Source organism: Endozoicomonas sp. 4G (assembly GCF_023822025.1).
Classification (GTDB): Bacteria; Pseudomonadota; Gammaproteobacteria; order Pseudomonadales; family Endozoicomonadaceae; genus Endozoicomonas_A.
Genome location: NZ_CP082909.1, coordinates 5,127,360 through 5,150,285 on the forward strand (window position 1 = coordinate 5,127,360; position 22,926 = coordinate 5,150,285).

Here is a 22,926-nt window from a genome sequence, read left to right on the forward strand (position 1 = left end):
TGTATAGGCTGGTAATGAATACTGAAATGCCGGGCCGGGCGAAACCGCAGCGGCATCAAAAGGCATAATGAACCCCCCCGGAGGTGATAGCCATGAAATATCCAGTAGTTCTGCATACAGACGATGGCGAAAACTATAGCGTAATGGTGCCCGACATCGAAGGATGCTTCTCCGCCGGTAGCAGTATCGAAGAAGCCCTGGCAAACGCCAAAGAAGCCATCGAAGGTCATCTTGAGATCCTGGCGGAAGATGAAATGACAATACCCGAAGCAGGCCGTATTGCCGACCACCAGAACAACCCCGACTATGAAGGTGGTATTTGGGCATTGGTGGATGTAGACATCACGCCATTCCTGGGCAAGTCAGAGCGTATCAACATCACCTTGCCGATCCTGCTGTTGCGGCAGATTGATAAGTTGGTGGAAGCCGACCCGGCGTACCGAACCCGCTCTGGTTTCCTTCAGGAAGTCGCGCGCGACAAGCTGCGCTCAATGGAATAACAAGAGTGGATTAAATGACAACGCTTTTTTCTCAAATACGGCCAGTAAAACCGAAAAATATGCACTGACGGTGCAAAAGGCTAAAAGCATGGAAACCAGAGTTTCAGGTTCCCGTCGATTCGCTAAATCCTGAGCCCCATAAAACTACCACCAAGAAATGCGGCTACCACCAGAAAAGGCAGAAGAGAAGCCAGCAGAGTTACCCACATTTTCAGCCTTGAGCGTTCCAGACGCCGATTCCAGCGTTCTGCCGAAAAGATCTGATCATCATCCAGCTCTGTGGATAACCCGCAGCTGGAGCAGGTCACCTGCCACATTTCAGTGTCGCCAACCATCATGTTTGCCAGTTCGGCTTCGCCCAGACAGCAGGGGCACTTTTCCAGCTTCATCACAGCTCCTTGCATTTATTCACATATCAGTGATAGCTTTTTCCACATGTTTTAACAGGTTATCCACAAGTAGAGCCATTTGGCTCTACCCTACCCATCCTAACGATTAACGGAATTCCCTTTCATCTGGATCCAAAGTTTTATCGTAAACCTTGAATCTCAGAATTCCAACAGGGTAGTTGACTGATGCAGATACATTAACTCTAACTTCTTGATACATTTTATCTGAAGATGGCAGAGTATAATGTTGATTAATGGCTTGAGTTGTCGGGATTGTTGGCTCAGTTACGCTTCCTGTAGATTGTAAAGGTATCTCTTCCCATTCACTGCCACTTGTTCTTTTTCCTTCAAATTTAAAGTCATAGCCAGTTTTATGATAAAATTCACGTCCTTCTTTTATTTCACCAAATGCTACGATCAGACTTTCAACGTTAGTCGGCTCACCAAGATCAACAGATAGCCAACCTGAATCGGTTCCTGCAGACCAAAATGTTTCCGTTTTACCATCAATAGCAAAAACGGCTTCACTTGGGTTGGTTGAAGCATCGGCCACTTTACCAATCAACAGGCTCTCTTGCGGAATCTCCTGTTTCTCATCTTCAACTGGTAATCTCGCTGGTAATGTATTTTCAATATCTTCAATAGTCCGTATATCAACAATACCCTCTTTAAAACCAGCATTTTCTAAGATATGTTCCGGTATTGAGTCCTCAGATCCACTACCATGACTGTTATAATACTCAGTACCAATTGTATTATATCCAATAGAGCCATTTGCCAAAAATGAGTCACCTGCTATTCGATATGAACCATTTTCGGTGATCTCGATATTTCTGGAACCGTTATCAATATAAAAAGCGTGCATACACGTAGCAGCACCTGGAGCAGAAGGACTTTTAGCATCATAAACAAGATTGCCATACCACCTGGAGTTTTGAGATGCACCCAGGTTATATATACCTGCTGTATCACCCACCTTCCTGGTAATATTGCTGATTTCATTAAATGCAACTAAATACTTATTAGAACTTATGGGAGAGTTATATCCTTTGTCAGTATGATCATACCAAAAAGCAAAATTCTCTACATCGTACCTTCCCCATCCCCATCCCAGGGAAATACCACCGGACGATGTTTTATTTATTGAGTTATTAACAATTGCCACTGTATCGGCATAATTAACCTTTATAGCTACAGCATCATAGAATTCATTGGCAATATCATGAATTTGATTGTTGTCAATAACAATTCTAGAATTCAACTCATCTTTACTGATGTGATGTTCCTGAAGGTCACCTACCGTAATTGCACTGGAAGATATATCTTCAAAACGGTTATTGAAAACCGTAATATTTTTATTTTTTTGAGCCATTCGTAATGCTGTGGCCCCAAGGTTTTTAAAAGTATTTTCCCTAAAAATAATATTTTCAGAACCATTTAACTGAATATTTCCAGGGGTTTCCGATAGCCCCTCAAATGAGTCTTCAATTGATTCATATCCGGGGTCAGTCAATCGGGCACCCGATTGAATGCTCACATAACCTTCCGGATCGCTGGGCCCCATCCAGGTTGCATTGGCAAACGTTAACCCCTGGAAGGTTATGTTTTTAGCATTGGTTACGGAAACCAGCTCTTCCAAAACGGGTAATACTACTGTAACATCACCAGACTCAAGGTCTTGTTCTGCCGAAGGCATATAATAGAGCTGGCTGATATCATTGTTCAGATACCATTCACCTTGTTGATCAAGCAGCTCCAAAGCATTTTCAACCCAGTTTACAGTTGTGGACGGTTCCAGTATTCCGAAAGGTCCCATTCGTGCGAGAGCCCAGTAAGTATCATTCATATAGGCGGTGCTTCCCTCAAATCGGGATACACTACCTCGATACATTTTCCAGCGCATTACAGAAACAACTTCTAAATCTTTCGGCTTTTTAAAATCTGCATATTCTCCCGGAGCCTGATAGGTGTTTACAGCATTCCGGTTATTCCCCTCTGAACTAGATGGTTCATCTCTTATCCAGCCTTCCCCATTAACACTCCTGGCTCTCACCCCGCGTTGACCATCAATAAATAGCTGACGGCTTTCTGCTCCAGCAGGCACAGGAGCTTCCCAGACACCATCACTATTTGTATCCGACCATCCTGTAATTTCAACACCACCACTAATAACAGGAGACGCCCCTTCTGCAGCCCTGTAGACTACATTGAATCCATTAGAACCTGAATCACTGGATGTGAGTTCAAAAGTGGAGTCTAACTGATACACACCATCAGCAAGAATAATTTCGATATCCTGTGACATACCTGTGTTAATTGAGCGTACATGCTCCTTTGCTTTTTCTAATGTTTTCCATGGGGATTCAATAGAGCCTGAGTTACTGTCATCACCCTGTGGGGATACATAAAATGTAGAGTCACTGTTTACAGGATCATTGGATTCATTATCACAACCGCTTATAGCTACTGCCAAAGCAGATAGAGCCAAAGTAGATATTACTTTTCTATTTTTCATGTTTCCGCTGTTTCCAGGTTTATGGTGATTTGATTTTTATTCAACAAGAAGAGAAATTAAAACTTTCTCTTCTTGTTGAATTTTAAGGCTTGTTTTTAATCATTCGCAGCTTAATGAAGAGTCAGTTACCTCTAAGCTTTTCTAGCACGAATCTGTTTTATTTTTTCTGCATTTTCTCCAATGGTTTTTGAATTCAGTTTAAATCTGGCAATTAACACAGCCGTGAGGATGAAGCCGATGGCAGGCACGATTGAGAAGGTGTAGAGTATTCCTTCAATAGCTTCCTGACTTTGCTTTACACCACCACTTTCATAACCGTAGAGTGAGAGCGCCCACATTGCCACGGCACCACCTACGGATAGCCCCATTTTCAGGGCAAAGAGGACGAATGATATGGCCAGTCCATCCTGGCGCTTACCGAACTGAAGCTCGCTGTAATCCTGAGTATCAGAACAATAAGTAAACCAAATTGGGGCAATCATCTGATTTGAAAAACCAACCAGGAAGCTTAACCCAATGATTAAATAGATGCTGGTATTACCAATAATAATCGCTGCCATTGATAGCACTGCACTAACAATCTGCAACATTATCCAGGCTTTCTTTTTGCACATGAAGGTTAACAGTTTGCTGGAAAGATTAGCACCAATCATCCCGCCGACCATCCAGGCAGAAAGGAAGTAAGTAACGTATTTTGCACCACCAATGACGTAGTCATTGATATAAAACATTTGTACGGTCCCCTTGGCGATCTGTGAGCTAACCATAACAAATGTAGTAATGGCTAATAAAACGAACTCCTTGTTCTTCCATAACAGACCTAGGGACTCTTTAATGTTGATGGATTCTGCCCGATCAGCTTCTACCACAACACGCTCTTTTGTTGTGAAAAAAGTAATAAAGAACATGACCACTGAGATCACAGCCATCACTGCCATCGCATATTTGTAACCGATGGCAGGGTCATCTGAAAACCATTCTGCCAGAGGTAATGCACAAGAGGTGATAATCAAACCACCACCGGTCGCAAACATAAAACGCATAGAGTTTAAGCTTTCACGTTCGCTGGGGTCGGCTGTCATTTTTGAGGTCAACGCCCCGTAGGGGATATTGGTGGCAGTGAATAATGTCATCAGTACTGCATAAGTGGCATAGGCATAAATGACTTTTGCCGTTTCACCAAAATCAGGCACAGTGAAAACAAGGACACTGGATATTGCGTAGGGAATACAGGCAAACAGTATCCATGGCCGACACTGTCCCCAGCGGGACTTGGTCCGATCCACAAAATACCCGACGAGTGGATCGTTGACTGCGTCGAAAATACGAACGACCAGGAATATACTGGCGACCGTTGCCGCATCCAAACCATAAATATTGGTATAAAAAAATCCAAGCAGTATGGTGACCGAGGCATAAACAAAGTTTCCTGCCATATCTCCCAGACTATAACCAATTTTTTCGGTCATAGTTAAGCGATCACTACTTACATTTGATGCAGCTTTATAGCCACTAATCGTGCTTTCCATTTTTGTTTCCTTCTAAAGTGGGTCCCACTGTCAAGACAGTAAATCAACTAATTTAAGTTAAGTCCTGGCAGTGGTTAAAAACCTCTCATGCAAAGTGAATCACTTATTCCATATCAGACCCCTTTGCATGCTCTTACTGTTTTTTAATGATTTTGAAGGCCATCCCAATCGGGCAGTGGTGCTAATTTCGCGGTTGGAAGTGTTTGATACCAGAATGAAACGGTAGCGATATCATCCTGCCTTGGTAAATACTTGCGATCAGGCACATGATCAAACTTTTTAGCATTAAAGTTTTTCCAGCCCAGATCCTGAACGGTGACTTTTAGTTTTGATTTAAAACGTATTGGGTCCTGAATATGCCAGCGATACATTGAGAAGCGAGGCTGCGAATGGTAGAGGCCATCTGGCTCAATGACCTGCGCCATGCCACCGTATGGCGAGTTATAGGGAGCGTATTTATCCTCAACCTCCCAGTTGAATGCACCCAGGAAATAATCCTCCGTACCGGTTCCGCAAATGGTTGGGAATTTGTCGTCTTCATCAATATAGAATTTGACTTCCCCTTCACCCCACCAACCCCCTGCGCCATTGAGGCCAACACACATAGCTGTACCAATATAATGCCCTTCACCTTCAATGCCATCAATAATGGTGTGAACACCTTTAAAGGGAACCGGGTTAGTCCGTCGAAAACTGGCATGAAAATAAGCACACCTTTCAGGAATATCGGTCAGTTGATAATTGATTTGGTAATAAAGGCAACGTGTTTGTTCACCAATGTTTTCAACGGTCATATAACAGCGTTCACGAAACGGCATATTCCAAAAACAGTTAAAGGCATTTTTTGGAAGAACACTAACAGGCAAAGAAACCAGAGGTTGAAAAGAACCTCCCACTAAATCATCCGTATTGTCACACCAGCCATAAGCAAAGAAATCGGGGAAGGGTACCTCAACAGATGGGTATTCTTGGTTATCCCAATAGATTCGGATAATCAGTTCGCGGGAGACCATGCCAGTCATCCACATACTTTGAATATTGCCCATATCGTTAATATCAGCAATAACCGCCGTTTCACCTGGTTCAATATTAATAGCGGGATTGACTTTCCAGCCTTGTCCCAGTTCACTGGATTGCCTTTCAGCAAATCCGGATGTAGCCATCCCTCCCTTACCGACTTCGCCCGTTGGATTTTCCGCCGTTATACTTCGTGACTGTGCATCTGATAGCAAACTCAATACTTCAAGAGACATACCAGCACCATAAATTGGATGTAAGATGTGTGTGTGTTCATTCTGGCAGAGCAAGCACTATTCCAGAGTTTGTACTTCTTGTTGAGAGACGGTTCATTCCCTCAACAAGAGAAGGAGTTCTACTTACTCGAGTTAGCAACTATAATAAGCTATTGTCTTTCTATCGTTATGACTCAGATCAATACAAAGTAAACCAATAAGCGCCAAATCTTATCAATCCCTTTGAAACTCATAGACCAGAAGGAGAAATTTCCCTTGGCGATGGAGCTTAAAGACTTAAACTTGTTCAGCAATCAAGGCTTCAAGCTTACCCTGGTCAATCGCAAAGTTTCGAATACCTTCTGCCAGTTTTTCTGTTGCCATCGGACTTTCATTCATCGCCCAGCGGAATGATGTTTCATTCAAGCTTTCTTTATTGAGCGTACTGGCAGGGTTGTCAGAAAACAGTTTCTGCTCCAGAGGTTCAGACGACTGCTCCAGTTCATCAAGCAGGGTCGGACTGATAGTTAAGCAATCGCAACCGGCCAGCTGCCGTATTTCATCAATGTTGCGGAAGCTGGCACCCATGACGACGGTTTTGTAACCATGCTGTTTGTAATAGTTATAAATTTCACTGACGGAAATCACGCCGGGATCTTCAGTTGGCGCGTAGTGTTCAGTGCCTGTGCTGTTTTTGTACCAATCGAGTATACGACCCACGAAAGGCGAGATCAGGTAAACACCAGCTTCTGCGCAGGCCTTTGCCTGAGCCAGATTAAACAACAATGTCAGGTTGCAGCGAATACCGTCTTTTTCAAGGATTTCAGCGGCTTTGATGCCTTCCCAGGTGGAGGCAATTTTAATGAGGACTCTTGATGTGTCGGCGCCGGAGGCTTCATAGAGTTTAATTAACTCACGGGCTTTGGCGATGGTGGCCTCGGTATCAAAGGAGAGCCGGGCATCCACTTCGGTGGAAATAAAACCAGGCACAACGCCCTGTATTTCTTTACCGATGCCAACGGTCAGATAGTCACAAACGTGACGTACCTGCTCTGATTGCAAATCCGATTTCTGACGACCGTATTCCAGCGCCTTATCAAGTAACGTTGAATATTGTGGCAGTGTGGCAGCTTTCAGTATTAATGACGGGTTAGTGGTTGCGTCTACCGGCTGATAGCGTTTAATGGCATCAACATCGCCAGTATCTGCTACCACTTTGGTCATGGATTTTAATTGTTCAAGTTGGTTCATAAGATTGTCCGACCCGGAGAAAGGCTCAATTACGAGAAACTACTGAAAAGTTCCTGAAAAGGCGAGCAGTGCATCAAAATAAGAGGCGTGGCCATGTGGGAAGCCACGCCCCAGCAGAAGGTTTTAGATGGCTATACCACCCGCTAAATGAACACGCATGTTTTGTGTCAGGGCTTGTGTGACAAACGCCTGAACCACTTCTTTCAGGTTTTCCTGCGGAACGTAGGCAACGGAGATATGGTTGCTCTGGTGACCTGCCATCAGGTCATCACGACCAACACCGTCCAGCACACAGTTCATCAAAGGCCACTCTTTAGAGGTGGCGTTAAGACGACGCTGGAACTCTTCTTGAGGCAGTTCAAAAGCTGTACCGGTGCCAATATGCAGATGAACGTCAGTGCCTTTATAATGTGCACGAGCCCAGACAAACGTACCTGCTTTACACTGGCCACTCACGGTAGAACCACCTAACGGGAAGTACATGGCAGGCTGACGGTTACCGATAGCACCGGCAATCCCTCCCTTGATGTGTTCGAAAGGTACAGAACCGGAAATTTCGAAATCCCAGTAAAATGTACCTTCAAACTCACTGCCCCAGCGAATATCGTGCAGAGTTGTCTCCGATGGCAGACCCAGGCTGTCCAGCAGGCGGAACAGCATGGTTTGTGGAATCGCGGTTCCCATATCCACTTCGTTAATGCAGGGAATAGGCTTCCCTTCGGAAATCACTTCGCCATTGTCGTCTTTAATAGGAAAGCGTTCGCTTGAGCCGATGGCACCTTCAGCAAAATCCGAAGCTGCACAGCTGTCTTTCAAACCTTGTTGATACTGAACGCCTACGCTTGTCAGGCCAAAGCGTTTGGTCGCACGGGCCATGGCAATCATCATGGCACATTGTTCTTTTACCTGCTCACGGGTCAGTTCAGTGGCGGCATCGGTACCAAATTTGAAATCCATGCCACGATCGATATACCACTGCAAACACTCTTCACGCTGCTCTTCTGAAACAAGACTCATGTCGTGCAAAAGGGCAGACTGGGACAAGGCTTCAATGGGCATGCCAATCTTGACCAGGGACTCCTGTGGGAATACGCCGTTCATCATGCCCATGCAGAACATGTCGTATAGCCCCATAATTTCCTTGTTTTCGAGAATGTATTCACCTACCTGCTGACCAATTTTGCCTGCTTTAGTAGCAGTCACAGGGTGTTCTTTAGTGATTTCTTTCAGGTAAGAAGTGTCGTGTTCAATCTGCCCGCTTTCCAGCCAGGATTGCAGACCCATGTAAAAGAAATCATCGTCAAAGTTTTCAGACCACAGGCGGCTGTAGTCTTTGCCCAGGCTGGTCAGGGTGCCCGCCATGCACAGGGCTCCCACCAGACCAGGCCATGTACCATCAAAGTTAGCCAGCAACAGAACAGGGCCCTCGTGATGCACCAGGGATGGCGCTACATGATGTGAGTATTGCCATGCCGTCATCAGCACAATAACTGGCGCTTTAGGGTCAATGGAAGCCAATACATCAGAGCCTTCACGTTGGTTACTGATAAAGCCGTGTCCCTGTTCGTCCTTTACGGGATGAGCACGACGGACTGTGAAATCAAACTTCTCTTTTAAGACAGCTTCCAGCTTTGTTTCAAAAGACTGCTGAACGTTCCAGCAGGTCTGGTTAGCCGTGTCCCTCAAGTCGCCATTGGCAATAACGAATACTTCTTTATTTCCCAGGGCGATACGTTGTTTTTTCTCTGGCAGGTTCAGTGTTAGAGCAGTCATAATTTAAAACTCCATTGTGCTTTGAGCACACAAAATTCGGGTTAGCTGATTAAAAGCTGATTAAAATTCGCTCATCATGGTTTTGTACTTCATCTGGTCTTCGTACATTTCGTGAAAGACCTTGTACTTGGCATCATGAAAAGCCCGGGTTGATGTTTGAGGTTTGATGACTTTGCCAGTGGATGACATGGCCGACATGGCGTCCTTTAACTCGGCAAAATCACCGCAGGCTGTCGCTGCCAGCATGGCGGAGCCAAGGATTACCGCTTCGTCCTCTTCGCTAAGCACAATTTCACAACCTGTTGCATTAGCGTGCTCACGAAGCCAGAGAGGATTTTTTGTACCTCCGCCGCACATATGAATGCGTTTTATTTGGTGGCCGGCATTGTTCATTGTTTCAATGATGTGACGTGTGCCGTACGACACTGACTGAATGGCAGCCATGTAAATTTTGGCCAGTTCAGTCAGGTCTTCATTGAGCGACAAACCCGAAACCATGCCTTTCAAATAAGGATTAGCCCGGGGTGAACGGTTGCCATGATAGTAGCCCAGCAAATGAAAATGGGCGGTAAAATGAGGATCTTCAGACTCAAGCCGGGCAACCTCTTCGTTCAGGACCTCATATTTACTGCACTCTTGCTGTTCGGCAATTTTCATAAGCTCCAGATAAAAAGCATGGTCACGAATAACGTGGTCGATAAGGGAGCCGACCGCTGACTGCCCTCCTTCATTCAGCCACATGCCCGGCACCATGGCACCCCAGTAAGGCCCCCAGACACCCTCAACAAAGACCGGTTTTTTGCTGACCGCCATGTGACAGGACGAGGTTCCGCCAATAATCGCCAGGGTGGATTCCGGCTGATCGCCGATAATGCCAACACCACCGGCATGAGCATCGATCATGCCCACAGCAACAATGGTTTGGGTGGTCAGGCCCAGTTCTTTGGCTGCCGCATCAGCGAGTTGTCCGGCAGGTGTGCCAGGATCAACGATGGTCTGGCCGATTTTTTCACCAACAATCAGGTCTTCCAAATCCAGCTGTTGGAACAGCGAAGTGTCCCAGCGTTGCTCATGGGCAAGATACGTCCATTTGCATACTTTGGTACAAGTGCTTCGAACATCCTTGCCACTGGCGCGATAAACCAGATAGTCCGACAGGTCGAAAAAGCGTGCCGCCCGTTCGTAATGTTGTGGCAGGTGACGTTTTAGCCATTTCAGTTTAGGCATCTCCATTTCAGGGCTGACTTCGCCACCGACAAACTTCAGAACTTCGCTATTGGTGGCATTGATCTCGTCGGTTTCGGTTAACGCCCGGTGGTCCATCCACATGATGATATTCTGATCATCCCGTTCCGTGGGTGAAACGGTCACAGGGTTGTCATTTGCATCCAAAGAGACCAGGGAACAGGTTGCGTCAAACCCAATCCCTTTTACTTGTTCTGGATTGATAGCTGCATCAGTCACTACGGCTTTTACTACCTTACATACTTGTTGCCAGATATCAGACGACGATTGTTCGACAAAATCAGCAGCAGGGCGAAACTGTTTGATGGGACTGACGGCCAGAGCGATTTTCTCTCCCGTTGCTTTGAACAATCCCGCACGGGCACTACCTGAACCGACATCGACACCTATGTACAAGTGTTGCATAATATGACTACCGAGATTTGCTAATACGAAGTAGCTTAGAGATTATAGCAGCAGAAAGTGGGCATCAAGCGTTATCTTGTGTGAATTGTTGTCCGGATTGATGCAAGTCAATATCTCAGGGAGTGAACAAAGAAGGTTCACTTTTTCGTCATAGCTAATATCCTGGGAGCCTGCCTCATAAATCCATACAGTGCCTTAGTACTCAGCATGTCAAAAACAGTCGATGAAATAGCGAAATTAGCGGGTGTGTCGGTCACCTCTGTCCGCCTGGTGATCAATGGCCAACACAAGAAGTACCGAATCAGTGAAAAAACCCGAAGTAAAATCCAGGGTATTATTGATGAGCATGGTTATGTCATTAACCAGACTGCCCGAAGCCTGAAACTGAAAAAAACCCAGACCCTCGGTTTGGTGGTTCCCCGGCTGACAAACCCGTTTTTTTCAGCTTTAACAGAAGAACTTGAGCGTGGCTGCCGTAAAGCCGGTTACCAGCTGATTACCGCCTGCTCAGACGATGATGAGGACATTGAAACCGAGGTGGTTCAAAACTTGTTGATGCGGGATGTTGATGGTTTGTTCGTTACACCGTCGACCGCTGAACGACAGCAAATAATTGGTAACAATAAGCAGAAAAAACCCATCGTCCTTCTGGATCGTGATTTTGGAACATCTGAATGCCCGGTGGTTGCAACCGATAACGATGCCGGTGGTATGCGGGTTGGCGAAAAGCTTGCTCAACTGAATACCGAGTTATTCTTTTTGGGTGCTGACTTTTCACTGCCTACTGCTCAGGCTCGTTTGCAGGGACTCACCAGAGGGTTGAGTCAAAAAGGTTATACACTCACCGAAAATGAAATCATCATTCAGGGCAAGAGTGAGCGTAAAAATGGTTACAGGATCATGAAGCAGCTCTGCGAACGGTTGGGCCAAATACCTCCAGCTATTGTTTCAGTGTCTCTGCCTGTACTGGAAGGTGCCATGGAGTTTCTTCACCAGCATTACGGAAACGTACCTGCCGATATGGTGATAGGCTCTTTCGATGACCACCCCATGCTTGAGTTTTGCCAGAATCATGTTGTCGCTATGAAGCAGAATATACCCGCCTTATCCGGGTCAGCTTTAACGCTGATGCAACAGCTAATTAACGGTGAGGTGGTAAATAAACGACGATACATTATTATGCCTGAAATCGTGGTCAGGGAGTCTTTGTCAAAAGGATAGCCTGCGGAGGCAGGCTAGCTTGTGCATTCTCTGGTTTCAGGTGGCGGGCGTTACACCTTTTTTCAAAATAATGTTGCCATACTTGGCGGTTTCTCCAGTCATAACCACTGCAAATGCAGATTGGGCACGGTCGTAAAATTCATAACGCCCAATACGCAAAATATCCTGACCAGGGTTATCACCAAACAGGGCATGACAGTACTTTTTTTCCACAGAGAGATCGAGTTCATCACCCTCTGCAGCTGCCATCATGATCAGCGGTGGCGCGTAAGAGTCCAGCTCAAATAATGGAATAACGGCCTTTAGTAGCTGATCCACGCCCAAGCCATCTGCACGAATGACGTTATTGTTGAGAGCGTGACCAGGAAAGTGGGCATCTGCAAAAATAATTTCGTCGCCATGACCCATTTCAGCAAGAACCTTAAGTAACTCAGGTGAAATTAAAGGGGAAATATTTTTTAACATATTGACCTCATCTGGCTTTTGAGTGCTGGCAGGCACAGTACTTTTGGCCTGCCATTTATTTGTATCCTGTTTTGAATCAGGCTTTAATGCCTTTCAGGCCGAACCATATCAGGTAAACAAACCCGACGAGCGGAACGATGAAGGCCCAGCTAATCCCTGCGGTATCTGAAATTTGTCCCATCAAAGCAGTAAGGACAGCACCACCGAGGATGGCCATAATCATACAGCTGCCTCCTAACTGAGTATCTTTACCCAGGCCCGCTACTGAAACACCATAGATAGTAGGGAACATCAGGGACATGCAACCGGAGATAGCAACCAAAGCATAAACGCCAGCATAACCGTCACTCATCATTACAATGCCAGTCATAACAGCTGCAACTATAGATAACCCACCCAATAATTTCGCAGGTTCTATGAAACGCATCAGGGAAGTACAAACAAAACGGGCAGCGCTGAACAACAAAATGGAGTAGAGGTAATAGGTTGAGGCTTCCGCTTCATTGCCTCCAACATTGTTCATGACATAGCGGATAGTCCAGGACCAGCAGCCAATTTGTGCGCCCATGTAAAGAAACTGACCCAGGACCCCCCGGCGAAATACTTTCTTTTTAAACAGCCGTCTGAACGATGCAAAATAACTGTAAGATTCAGAGCTACCGACCATTTTTGGCATTTTGCAAAAGGCAATAGAGAACCATACTCCCAGAATGACAATGGCAGTCATTAGGTATGGCCCCATAACAGCCATTAACTCCTGAGACTGAATGACCTCGATCTGCTCAACCGGCATAACAGCACGCTCTGCGTCTGTGGCGGGATTTAATTGGCTGAGGATATAGAACTTTCCAATCAATACCCCGGCAATTGAACCGAGAGGGTTGAATGATTGGGCCAGATTCAATCTCCGAGTAGCCGTTGCTTCTGGCCCCATAGAAATAATGTATGGATTGGCACTGGTTTCAAGAATTGAGAGCCCACCAGCCAGAACAAACAGGGCTATCAGAAAATGGTAATACTCCATGGTCTTGCTGGCAGGGTAAAACAGCAGGGCACCTACTGCAAACAAACCTAACCCCAGAAGTACGCCAGATTTGTATGAAAACTTTTTAATATATATGGCCGCGGGGAGAGCCAGGCAGAAGTAGGCACCGTAAAATGCCATTTGCACCAGACCTGACTGAGCATCTGTTAAAGTAAAAACCTTACGAAACTAGGCAATGAGTACATCGGTCATGTTGTTTGCCAGTCCCCACAAGGCAAAACAACTGGTTAGCAATATAAATGGAATCAGCAGTTCCCTTGGTACAACAGGTATTCTGTTTCCGATAGCCTGCCTGTCATTGTCCAGTTGCTTTATGGATAGCTCACTCACAGTATACTCCCTTTCTCAATCACACTTTGGACCAAGCCCCAACCCGGCAATGGATTGTCCTGATCCCGGAATGAGAACACAGAAACACACAATACCGTGCTAAGTCATGTTAGCAAGAATACCGTTTCCGAAAGATAAAGTTATGATCTGAGTCATAAAGTAGCTCAATGATTATTTTGCAAAATCAAAGGCATTTGCCAGGGAGCCCAAACAGATTATTGCCATGCCAGGAGCCTGGTTTTTAGGCGTATATTCAGCGGGAATAACTGTTAAACGTTGGGTTGAATGGTTTCGTACTGAATATCAAAAGCCACTCTTGCTGCTTCGGGACTGTCGTATAACCCGGCTCCGGACATTGCGAACATTGAGGCACCGAGTACTGTTGTTTCTGACTCTTTGAGTATCTTGATGGGTAGCTGTAATGTGTCTGCCTTAATTTGGTTCCAAAGCGGGTTTTTCGAGCCACCACCCACCAGTATGATCTCGGATGCAGAAAACTGACCTATTTGTTCGAGCTGATGCAGGCTACTTTTCAGTTTTTTAGACAAAGCTTCCAGTGCCGAGCGGTAAATGGCTCCACGCTCAGTATTCAGTGATAATCCGCTAATGGCTCCATGGGTACGACCATTGCCGTCTGGCAGGAACGTCGGGTTAAAGGTTATGCCGTGGCTTTTTTCAGGTACAGCGGAGGCTTCACTGATCATCTTTTTGTATTTTTCTGAACCGGTCACATCCGGGTAGAATTGCCGCCCCACCCATTCAAGAACCCCGGATGCCAACCACTGTATGCCGGGATTGTAGTGGTTTTTATGTGAATCCCACTCACAGGTAAAGCCGTTATCAAACATATCGGGTGCCAACCCTGATATTTCTGAAGAGCGCACCATTAAAATTTCCCAGGTACCCGATGATAAAACAGGCTGCCCCTTTTCAGCTCCCGATCCGAAAACGGCAAATTGGGTATCGTGACCCGATGAGATCACCAGAATACCGGCAGGCAGTCCCAGCTTTGCTGCTGCCTCTGGCAATAAGTGACCGATCATCTCTCCCGCCTGTACCATTTCAGGAAAGAAATCACTTTCAATGCCAATGGCAGATAATATTCTGGTATTGAACGTTTGTGACTTCAGATCCGTCAGCTGGGCTGTTCCTGCCATTGTCGCATCGGTGGTCAACCTGCCTGTTAACTTGTGATTAAACAGTGAGCTGATAAATAACCATCCGTGCGCATCGGCTAAGAGTTCAGGTCTGTTTTCTTTAAACCAAATCAACTTGTTGAGTGTATTAAAGGCAAAGTGGCCAACGCCGGATTCTGTAACGACCTTATCGGGATCAAGATACTGCTTCAGGTGTTGTAGTGAATCGTTGGTTCGGGGGCACTTCCAGCTGATGACGGGATAAATCGGGTTCCCCTGACGATCAATCAAGGCACCATCAACACCAAAGGTCGTTACGGTGACCCCTTTAATGCGTTCAGGACTGATGTCCTTCATTATCTGACGACAGCAGTCGCTGAACTTTTCAAAGATTCCCTCTACAGGCCACTGGTGCCAGTCAGGATTTTCTTCGGCTGGAACAGTTATATTTGGTTGTGAGGCTTTGGCTAAAACCGTGCCTTTCACGTCAACGGCTATTGCCCTGACATTGGTTGCTCCGCAATCCAGAACAATGACAGCGTCGTGCGTCATAAAGACCCCCTCGACAGAGTAATAATGTCGATGTGAAATAATTTAACAGGTGATAATCTGGTCAAGTTCACTGGTGTTACAGAGCTTGAATAAGCTCGATTTTCCAACCTTGGAAGAGTCGTAAAGCATGACTGAACGCTTTGATGATTTTTTCATCAAAACACTTCAACTCAATAGCTACACGATAAATCGGTCACAATCGGTCATCTTTGATTTAAATCAATAGGAGTGAAAAATAGTATAAAAAAATCATCTAACTTCAGGTTTTTCCCGAATTTTACGGTTTATTTCTCCGCTTTTTATTCAGCAAATATAAAATTCCATATTGATACTTTAAATTCGTTTGACGTATATTCCAAAACGCATTCGGTCATATTCAGTCACATCCATATTACGACAACACTTTATCTTTCCCAATTTTGTTTAAGATGTAGGACAAATACCCATGAGCACAAGAAACGAACTATCCAGAAAAATCATAGAAGCCTGTCTGGATATGAACCGTTCTGGTTTAAACCAAGGCACCGCCGGTAATATCAGTTGCCGTTACGAAGGGGGGATGCTGATCACTCCATCCGGCATCGCTTATGAGCAACTGGAAGAAAACGACATTGTTTTTGTGGGTGATGATGGTGTATACGAGGAAAGCAAGGTTCCTTCCAGTGAATGGCGCTTTCATCAGATCATTTATCAGACTCGCACTGACCTGCATGCAGTGGTTCACAACCACGCTCTTTTTAGTAGTACGCTTGCCATTATGAACAAAGGTATTCCCGCTATTCACTACATGGTCGCAGCAAGTGGTGGCAAGGATATTCCCTGCGTACCCTATGCAACTTACGGCACGCCGGAACTGTCCGATTATGTGGCTACAGGTTTTAAAGACCGAAACTGTATTTTAATGCAGCATCACGGCATGACCGCTGCCGGCAAATCATTAGCAAAAGCTATGTGGTTAGCGGAAGAGACTGAAACACTGGCGAAAATGTACGTCAATTTGCTACAAACAGGGATTGATATTCCGGTGCTTTCCGATGAAGAAATTACGGTAGTTCTGGATAAGTTTAAAAACTATGGATTGAGAGAGAAAAGTTAAGCAACAGACTATCTTGATGCAACGATAGTAGGCTATAAACCAAAGAACGTTTTTTATTCTGGAACCTATTAGTTATGAGACTAAATCAAAACCCCGACGTACTTCTCATGGGCCACCCTCTGTTATTTCAGGAACAACCCCAGGTTGCCGTCGGAGACATCACTTCCGATGACTTTCAGCACAACCTTGAGATTCTCAAGCAAAAGCAATTGAGTACCCTGGGCGTGGGCATTGCCGCTCCCCAGGTGGGCTGGCCTGCCCGTGTTTTCAGTATGGGGATTTCAGAGCTTAACCGGTCCAGATATCCACAGGCTCCGGACCTCCCTTTTGCATTCTGGATTAATCCACAAATCAGTGATTTCAGTAAAAACACCTGTTGGACCTGGGAAGGCTGCCTTTCAGTTCCGGGCATGAGAGCCTGGATTGAGCGCCCTGAAAGCATCACAGCGGTTGGCTATAACGAGCGGGGAGAGCGACAGGAACAAAGCCTGTCAGGTTTTGCTGCCCGGGTGTTTCTGCATGAGCTGGATCACCTTAACGGGAAGCTGTTTCCTATGATCGTGGAAGATAAAAGTCTGATTATTCCCAACCAGTCGATTGAGCATCAGGAAGCATGGGCGGAAGGCTGGCCAACAGAAAGTGCTCACAACACGATCCGTGGCCAGCTGTCTGATGTTCGTTAATCAAGTTAAAAGATCTCATCATCATTATCAATCAGGTGAGTCGTGTCATCCCGATCACGTAACTCTTCACGGTAACGGCGACGGTTCAACAATTTATTCTGTACTGGGTCTGGCAGCTCGGTAAACTGAATGACCTGCTTATCAATGAGCAGGTCGATCAAGTCTTCCAGTACCCGGATAAAGTCAGCATCTGCTGCCTGCATGACCTTGCCACCGATGGTCGGGTTTCGTTGCAGGAAGGCGTGAACCGCTTCATCTTCCAGATTGACGAGTTCCCAGTCCTCCGTGAGCGGCTTGTCAGCAACCGCCTGAATGTCACCTTTCTCATCTTTAAGTGCGTATAGCATCCTGCTGCTCCTAAATCCGCCGGTTTATAGGTAAAGACTGTAGCAAATCCGATATCAGGCTCCGGCTGATATCATACACATCGTCACCCTGCTGGCCTTCACTGGCACCGTTTGTATCCCAGATCACTTCACCACTGCGGATATCAATCACCGTGAGCCCCATGGCTACTTTTGGTCGACCAGTGTCGTCGTAATACCACTCGAAAATCTCTCCGGCGATGGCAAAGCTGATGTCGTTTTGCAGAGCCCACTGCTTGCCATTCTGGTAGCGATGCGCCGATGCCAGTGATTTTGAGGCGGTCGTTACTTCTGACTCAGGATACAAACGAGCCTCTTCAATGCCCTGTGAAGGCAAATTAACCATCAGTATTCTTTCTACCTGGGTGGTGACATTGCTCGCTTTACTGTGATTGACAAAAGGCAGGACAGCCCAGTTAGCCGTGCCTGGCAACCCTTCCAGATAGAGACCTGAAGAAGCAGCCGTACCGCCCAGACCACCAGAGTCGTTAAAGCCTGAGTACTGACAACCTGTCAGAGCCAGCGCGGTGGTAAAAATCAGTGTTAACAATCCGGGCCTGATTTTATTGAACATAACCTTTAAGTTCTCCATGGTTCAGCCTTAACCATTGCAGGGCAATGATAGCCGGAGCGTTGGCAATACGACCATCTTCAACCATCTGCCAGGCTTCTTCTGCGGTCAACACATGCACTTTGATATCTTCACCTTCTTCCGCCAGCCCGTAAACCCCTCCAGCCGATGAGGCATCAATAATGCCGCAATAAAGCATCAACCGTTCATTGGTTGCACCGGGGCTGAGGTAAACATTGGTTACCGGTAAAAGATGCTTCACTTCACAATTCGCTTCTTCTTTTACTTCTCGAATTGCCAACGATTCCAGGGATTCACCCGGCTCGGATATGCCCGCAACAATTTCCAGTAACCAGGGGTCATCATCACCTACCAGAGGGCCTATGCGAAACTGTTCGACCAACACGACTTTTTCCAGAACCGGATCGTAGAGAAGGACACCGACAGAAGGCACTCGCAAAACCGCTTCCCGCTCCAGTGTCTTACTCCATCCCCCCTGAAAAAGGGCATGTCTGACTTTATATCGGCAAAGCTTGAAGAATCCAGACCAGACTCGCTCCTCACTTTCAACACGAACGTCGTCGGCTCCCAAACCGGATAGTTTCATAGCTCACCTTACTGGTATAAATGATGCTGAAGAATGTAATCGTGAACCGAAGGCAGCAACAAAGCAGCTACGGCTTCTTTGTTGTTATCGTCAGGGCTGCCGGAAACTAACAGCTCCCTTACCTGAGTACTTCGAATCTTCTGACGTTCCCGGGCAGTAAAGACCTGCCAGCGTTGCTCAATGTCTTCAGACCGGTAGAAGCGCTTCCAGGTCTGGGGATCGGCATTATCGGGACCTCTGATAAATCCCAGCTGAGCCCCTGGGTATTTTTGTTCTAACAATGCCAGCAAATCAAAGGTATACACGGGCTTTCCGGGATTATCTGCCAGCATTTCCTGTTCAATTTCAGAGACTTCTAGCTGGCATTGAGGCAGTTGTACCGAGTTCACCAGCTGTTGGCACATAGCCAGCCGATGATGAAAGGGTAACATGGGCTTGGAGAAAGCATGGGCCGCACTGGGTACCAGTAATATCAGGTCAAACTGTTGCCGGGCCTGTTCCAGTACATCCAGATGCCCTAATGTCGGCGGGTTAAAGGCAGAGCCCAATATACCTATTTTCTTGTCGGTCATAATATTGTCGGTTTCGATGGGGCGCGGTGCCAGACCTTTTTTATTCATTCCAAAATGACACCCTTCGGCACTTCTACTTCTACGGCAATGGGCAGATGATCGGAAATAGGCAGATTCAAAACACCGACCTGATGCACGATCAGAGAAGGGCTGACCAGGATATGATCCAGTGAACGGCTGGGACGCCAGCTGGGAAACGTGTGCAGTTCAGAGTGAACAGCCTGCAAATCAGTGTCTTTCAGTGGTGAGCTGTTTAGCAGTTGTTCAGCGTGGGTATTCATATCGCCCATCAGCACCACATGGTTGTAAGTTTTGACCTGATCCCTGATATAGGAAAGCTGGACATTTCTGGCCTTCTGGCTAAGAGCCAGATGCATCATCACCACGACCAAGGGATCTCGGGGATCACCAAACCGGGCAATAATGGCTCCCCGACCGGGAATCAATCCGGGCAGTTTATGGTCTTCAAGAATAGTGGGCTTGTATCGACTCAGGAGACCATTGCTGTGCTGCGCCAGTTTGCCAAGGTTTCGATTCAGCTGGTGATACCAGTAGGGAAACTGGCATTTCAGGGCAAGGTATTCGGTCTGGTTGATGAAGCCACTTCTGAGACTGCCACCATCGGCTTCCTGCAGCGCCACCAGGTCAAAATCGGGAAGGGCGGCAGCAATCTGATCCAGTGTCCCTGCACGTCTGGAATGAGGCAACAGATGTTGCCAGCTGCGGGTCAGGTAGTGACGATACTGCTGGGTATTGATGCCTACCTGGATATTAAAGCTCAGCAGACGAATGTGTCCGGGCTTTCGTGACCGGGGTTTGTAGACCAGTTCACTGCAGTGGACGGCTCGCGGGGCTCTGTCTCTCTTCAGGCGAGAAGACAAGGCCCCCTTCAAAGTTCTAATCGGCATCAGTGAAACCTGAATTCTGGATGCCGATCAACTCGACATCCATCGTGTTGCAGGGGTGATGACGTTCAGCCTTTTGCCTTGGCTGCACGTTCAGCACGCACTTTCTTGATCAGGAAATCAGCAATAACAGGCATATTTTCCAACCCGACAGTGGGTTCAATAACATATCGGCCATCGACTACCAGAGCTGGAACACCGTTCAGCTGATAACCGCTGATTTTTGTCCCCCCCTGATTCATAAGGTTCAGAACTCCGAAAGAATTGTAGAAGCTGGCAAACTGCTTGGGATCAATACCGTGGCGTTCCTGAAGAAAATCCCCCATGGCTTTTACGTCGCCAAGACGGTTATTTCGGTGTTGAACTTCAGCAAAAATACTGGTGTGTACGTCGTGCAGCTTTTTCGCATCAGGAATCATGGTTTCCAGGGTGTAGTAAAGCTGGGCATGGGTTTTCCAGATATTAGGGCCGAAGAAACCCGGCGTACGAACGACACGGGTGTCCTTTTCCAGAGAAGGCTTCCAGCGTTCAACAATGGGTTCCAGAGTGTAACAATGGGGGCAGCCATACCAGAAGACTTCAGCCACTTCGATCTGACTCTTCTTCACTGAAGTCTGAACCTGCTCTGGCAGAACCCGGTAATCCTTACCTTCCTTATATGGATCCTGTACCGCAGCTTGTGCCACTAACGGCAGAACCAGCGCCAACCATAAAAATTTCAGTTGTTTTGGCATCTCTAAATACACTCCAAGGCTTTTATAATGATCTATCTTAGCGACAAGTTAACAGAATAGGCGTGGGCAACCTTCCCTGTCATCTATCTTAACGAACAATAAAGATAAAAAAACGGCTTACAACTCATCATTGCAAACCGTTTTTGCACTTGTGGCTGAATCGCCACAGACTGGCCCTGCTTAAACGGATGTCAACGCAGGCCACTGATGTAACTGGACAGAGCATCCACTTCTTTATTGCTCAGCTTTTCAGCGATGGTTCTCATCACCTTGGTATCGCCATCGTTGACACGATCCCCTTCGCGGAAATCACGCAACTGCTTGGCTGTGTACTGAGCGTGCTGACCACTGATTTTTGGAAAGCCCGCCAGAGCATTTCCCTGACCGGTTGGAGAGTGACAGGCAGCGCAGGCAGGAATGCCTTTTTTCTGATCACCAAAACGGTACAGCTGTTCACCCAGCCCCACCAGTTTAGGGTCAGCAACCCCTTGTGGCGCAGGCTGACTGGCATAAAAAGCAGAGATATCTTCGATATCCTGTGCTGTCAGATTCCCGACAAAAGGCGCCATCTCCGGCACACTGCGGATACCCGCCTTAATCTCTGAAATCTGTTTAACCAGGTAGCGTTCGCCTTGTCCTGCCAGATTGGGGTAATTGGGCACCGGGCTTACACCTGTTGCTCCGTGGCAGGCGGCACAGGTGGCCACTTTGGCTTCTCCGGCATTTGCATCCCCCTTCGCAAATGCCACACCTGATACCCCTAAAGATACTACCAGACCGAAAATAACTTTTTTCATTAACCTGACCCAGCTACGGCACTTGCCATGAGTGACTGTTATTATCTCAACCTTTCCAGTCAGCTGTTCAGCTGCTCATTCGGCCTGTGTTCGGCCTTTTTCTGAAAAGATGGCTTGAAATGGCTGCATATGCCTCAAAACGACAGCCATTATATACCTTAATGCTATTTTCCGGTAGATCGTCAAGCCCGCTAAATTCGCTACGAACAGTCAAATTATGACAACCCATTATGACAACCCATTGCCGATTGTCGGCAAATGCCACTCAGCTATTCCATTTGGCTCACAAGTCAAGCAAAATTGCGCCACTTTTCATTTCTATGAAGCTGCCGGAACAGGGAGCTTCCCCAGCAGGTCTGACTCATGAGTGAACCCAGAAGCGGTCTGAATTATCGCAAGGCCCAATTTCTGACCAGCGCCCCCAGGCTGAAACTGTGCCCGCCCGATAATGGCAGGGAAGTCGCTTTTGCGGGTCGCTCCAACGCCGGTAAGTCCAGTGCCCTGAATACTCTGACCGGCTCAAAGATTGCCCGCACCAGTAAAACCCCCGGACGCACCCAGCTGATCAACTATTTCAATATTGAAGAGAGCATCCACCTGGTTGACCTTCCTGGTTACGGCTACGCCAAAGTACCAGAAGCCATGAAAATCGAATGGCAAAAACATCTTGATGATTATTTAAACAACCGGGAATCTCTGGTGGGACTGGTGCTGCTGGTTGATATCCGTCACCCCCTGAAGGAGTTTGACCGGATGATGGTCCAGTGGAGCATGCAATCGGACATGCCCCTTCATATTCTGTTAACCAAAAGTGACAAGTTGAAGTCCGGTGTCGCCAAACAGGCCCTGAATGCTCTGAAAAAAGAACTTTCGGAGTATCCGCAAATCTCCATCCAACTCTTTTCTGCCCTGAAGAAAACCGGTGTCGATCAACTGGCGCAGCGCCTGGATAGCTGGTTGCTGGTGGATGATGACGAACCGGAAGAGCAGGAATAAAAGACTACCGTC

At 46.7% G+C, this 22,926-nt stretch carries 22 protein-coding genes and 1 pseudogene; 5 read left to right on the forward strand and 18 right to left on the reverse strand.

Annotated features, from left to right (window positions below):
* The first annotated feature begins 92 nt into the window (after positions 1 to 92).
* Complete coding sequence (locus tag K7B67_RS20280) at positions 93 to 500, forward strand: type II toxin-antitoxin system HicB family antitoxin (RefSeq protein WP_252177668.1); 408 nt, start codon at positions 93 to 95, stop codon at positions 498 to 500.
* 122 nt (positions 501 to 622) lie between these two features.
* Here the strand turns inward: K7B67_RS20280 and K7B67_RS20285 are convergent, their stop codons facing one another.
* The 7 genes from K7B67_RS20285 to K7B67_RS20315 all read right to left on the reverse strand — a co-directional run bounded on the left by K7B67_RS20285 (position 623) and on the right by K7B67_RS20315 (position 10,839).
* Positions 623 to 889: a Lar family restriction alleviation protein gene (locus tag K7B67_RS20285; protein ID WP_252177669.1), complete on the reverse strand. Its 267-nt coding sequence runs from the start codon at positions 887 to 889 to the stop codon at positions 623 to 625.
* Positions 890 to 995: 106 nt separating this feature from the next.
* Positions 996 to 3,404 (reverse strand): right-handed parallel beta-helix repeat-containing protein, encoded by a 2,409-nt coding sequence (locus K7B67_RS20290; RefSeq protein ID WP_252177670.1) that lies wholly within the window; start codon positions 3,402 to 3,404, stop codon positions 996 to 998.
* 131 nt (positions 3,405 to 3,535) lie between these two features.
* Positions 3,536 to 4,933 carry an MFS transporter gene (locus tag K7B67_RS20295; RefSeq protein WP_252177671.1) on the reverse strand — a complete coding sequence of 466 codons (1,398 nt, stop codon included), beginning with the start codon at positions 4,931 to 4,933 and terminating at the stop codon, positions 3,536 to 3,538.
* Positions 4,934 to 5,076: 143 nt separating this feature from the next.
* Positions 5,077 to 6,186 (reverse strand): glycoside hydrolase family 172 protein, encoded by a 1,110-nt coding sequence (locus K7B67_RS20300; protein ID WP_252177672.1) that lies wholly within the window; start codon positions 6,184 to 6,186, stop codon positions 5,077 to 5,079.
* 276 nt (positions 6,187 to 6,462) lie between these two features.
* Positions 6,463 to 7,416, reverse strand: a complete 954-nt coding sequence (gene tal, locus K7B67_RS20305) for a transaldolase (RefSeq protein WP_252177673.1) — start codon at positions 7,414 to 7,416, stop codon at positions 6,463 to 6,465.
* Positions 7,417 to 7,539: 123 nt separating this feature from the next.
* Positions 7,540 to 9,189 carry a hypothetical protein gene (locus K7B67_RS20310; protein ID WP_252177674.1) on the reverse strand — a complete coding sequence of 550 codons (1,650 nt, stop codon included), beginning with the start codon at positions 9,187 to 9,189 and terminating at the stop codon, positions 7,540 to 7,542.
* 60 nt (positions 9,190 to 9,249) lie between these two features.
* Entirely contained in the window at positions 9,250 to 10,839 is a 1,590-nt protein-coding gene (locus K7B67_RS20315; protein WP_252177675.1) for an FGGY-family carbohydrate kinase, read from the reverse strand.
* 207 nt (positions 10,840 to 11,046) lie between these two features.
* Between K7B67_RS20315 and K7B67_RS20320 the strand changes: the two genes are divergently transcribed.
* On the forward strand, positions 11,047 to 12,060 hold the full coding sequence (locus K7B67_RS20320) for a substrate-binding domain-containing protein (RefSeq protein WP_252177676.1): 1,014 nt from the start codon (positions 11,047 to 11,049) through the stop codon (positions 12,058 to 12,060).
* Positions 12,061 to 12,096: 36 nt separating this feature from the next.
* Here the strand turns inward: K7B67_RS20320 and fucU are convergent, their stop codons facing one another.
* From fucU to fucK, 4 genes and pseudogenes are all read right to left on the reverse strand, one after another.
* The gene (gene fucU, locus K7B67_RS20325) at positions 12,097 to 12,525 is read right to left on the reverse strand and encodes an L-fucose mutarotase (RefSeq protein ID WP_252177677.1); all 429 of its coding nucleotides are present in this window, start codon (positions 12,523 to 12,525) and stop codon (positions 12,097 to 12,099) included.
* A 76-nt stretch (positions 12,526 to 12,601) separates the two neighbouring features.
* Positions 12,602 to 13,726: pseudogene (fucP, locus tag K7B67_RS20330) on the reverse strand (L-fucose:H+ symporter permease); the annotation flags it as partial.
* Between the two features lie 12 nt (positions 13,727 to 13,738).
* A complete protein-coding gene (locus tag K7B67_RS20335; protein ID WP_252177679.1) occupies positions 13,739 to 13,900 on the reverse strand; it encodes a hypothetical protein in 162 nt (53 codons plus the stop codon).
* A gap of 269 nt (positions 13,901 to 14,169) precedes the next feature.
* On the reverse strand, positions 14,170 to 15,588 hold the full coding sequence (gene fucK, locus K7B67_RS20340; protein WP_252177680.1) for an L-fuculokinase: 1,419 nt from the start codon (positions 15,586 to 15,588) through the stop codon (positions 14,170 to 14,172).
* A 445-nt stretch (positions 15,589 to 16,033) separates the two neighbouring features.
* On the opposite strand from fucK, the gene K7B67_RS20345 reads away from it, so the two are divergent.
* Both K7B67_RS20345 and K7B67_RS20350 read left to right on the forward strand, forming a co-directional pair.
* On the forward strand, positions 16,034 to 16,684 hold the full coding sequence (locus tag K7B67_RS20345) for an L-fuculose-phosphate aldolase (protein ID WP_252177681.1): 651 nt from the start codon (positions 16,034 to 16,036) through the stop codon (positions 16,682 to 16,684).
* Positions 16,685 to 16,758: 74 nt separating this feature from the next.
* Positions 16,759 to 17,367 carry a peptide deformylase gene (locus K7B67_RS20350; RefSeq protein ID WP_252177682.1) on the forward strand — a complete coding sequence of 203 codons (609 nt, stop codon included), beginning with the start codon at positions 16,759 to 16,761 and terminating at the stop codon, positions 17,365 to 17,367.
* Between the two features lie 5 nt (positions 17,368 to 17,372).
* On the opposite strand, the gene K7B67_RS20355 is transcribed toward K7B67_RS20350, so the two are convergent.
* The 7 genes from K7B67_RS20355 to K7B67_RS20385 form a co-directional block, all read right to left on the reverse strand.
* A complete protein-coding gene (locus K7B67_RS20355; protein WP_252177683.1) occupies positions 17,373 to 17,714 on the reverse strand; it encodes a hypothetical protein in 342 nt (113 codons plus the stop codon).
* 10 nt (positions 17,715 to 17,724) lie between these two features.
* Entirely contained in the window at positions 17,725 to 18,306 is a 582-nt protein-coding gene (locus tag K7B67_RS20360) for a hypothetical protein (protein WP_252177684.1), read from the reverse strand.
* Positions 18,296 to 18,910 carry an NUDIX domain-containing protein gene (locus K7B67_RS20365; protein WP_252177685.1) on the reverse strand — a complete coding sequence of 205 codons (615 nt, stop codon included), beginning with the start codon at positions 18,908 to 18,910 and terminating at the stop codon, positions 18,296 to 18,298. Before K7B67_RS20365 ends, K7B67_RS20360 begins: the two co-directional genes overlap by 11 nt.
* Positions 18,911 to 18,918: 8 nt before the next feature.
* The gene (locus tag K7B67_RS20370; protein ID WP_252177686.1) at positions 18,919 to 19,530 is read right to left on the reverse strand and encodes an adenylyltransferase/cytidyltransferase family protein; all 612 of its coding nucleotides are present in this window, start codon (positions 19,528 to 19,530) and stop codon (positions 18,919 to 18,921) included.
* Positions 19,527 to 20,390, reverse strand: a complete 864-nt coding sequence (locus K7B67_RS20375; RefSeq protein WP_252177687.1) for an endonuclease/exonuclease/phosphatase family protein — start codon at positions 20,388 to 20,390, stop codon at positions 19,527 to 19,529. The genes K7B67_RS20370 and K7B67_RS20375 overlap by 4 nt, the downstream gene beginning before the upstream one ends.
* A 65-nt stretch (positions 20,391 to 20,455) precedes the next feature.
* Positions 20,456 to 21,121 (reverse strand): thiol:disulfide interchange protein DsbA/DsbL, encoded by a 666-nt coding sequence (locus K7B67_RS20380; protein WP_252177688.1) that lies wholly within the window; start codon positions 21,119 to 21,121, stop codon positions 20,456 to 20,458.
* Positions 21,122 to 21,312: 191 nt separating this feature from the next.
* Entirely contained in the window at positions 21,313 to 21,918 is a 606-nt protein-coding gene (locus K7B67_RS20385) for a c-type cytochrome (RefSeq protein ID WP_252177689.1), read from the reverse strand.
* A gap of 363 nt (positions 21,919 to 22,281) precedes the next feature.
* Here K7B67_RS20385 and yihA point away from each other — a divergent pair, with 363 nt between their 5' ends.
* On the forward strand, positions 22,282 to 22,914 hold the full coding sequence (yihA, locus tag K7B67_RS20390) for a ribosome biogenesis GTP-binding protein YihA/YsxC (protein WP_252177690.1): 633 nt from the start codon (positions 22,282 to 22,284) through the stop codon (positions 22,912 to 22,914).
* The last annotated feature ends 12 nt before the right edge of the window (positions 22,915 to 22,926 follow it).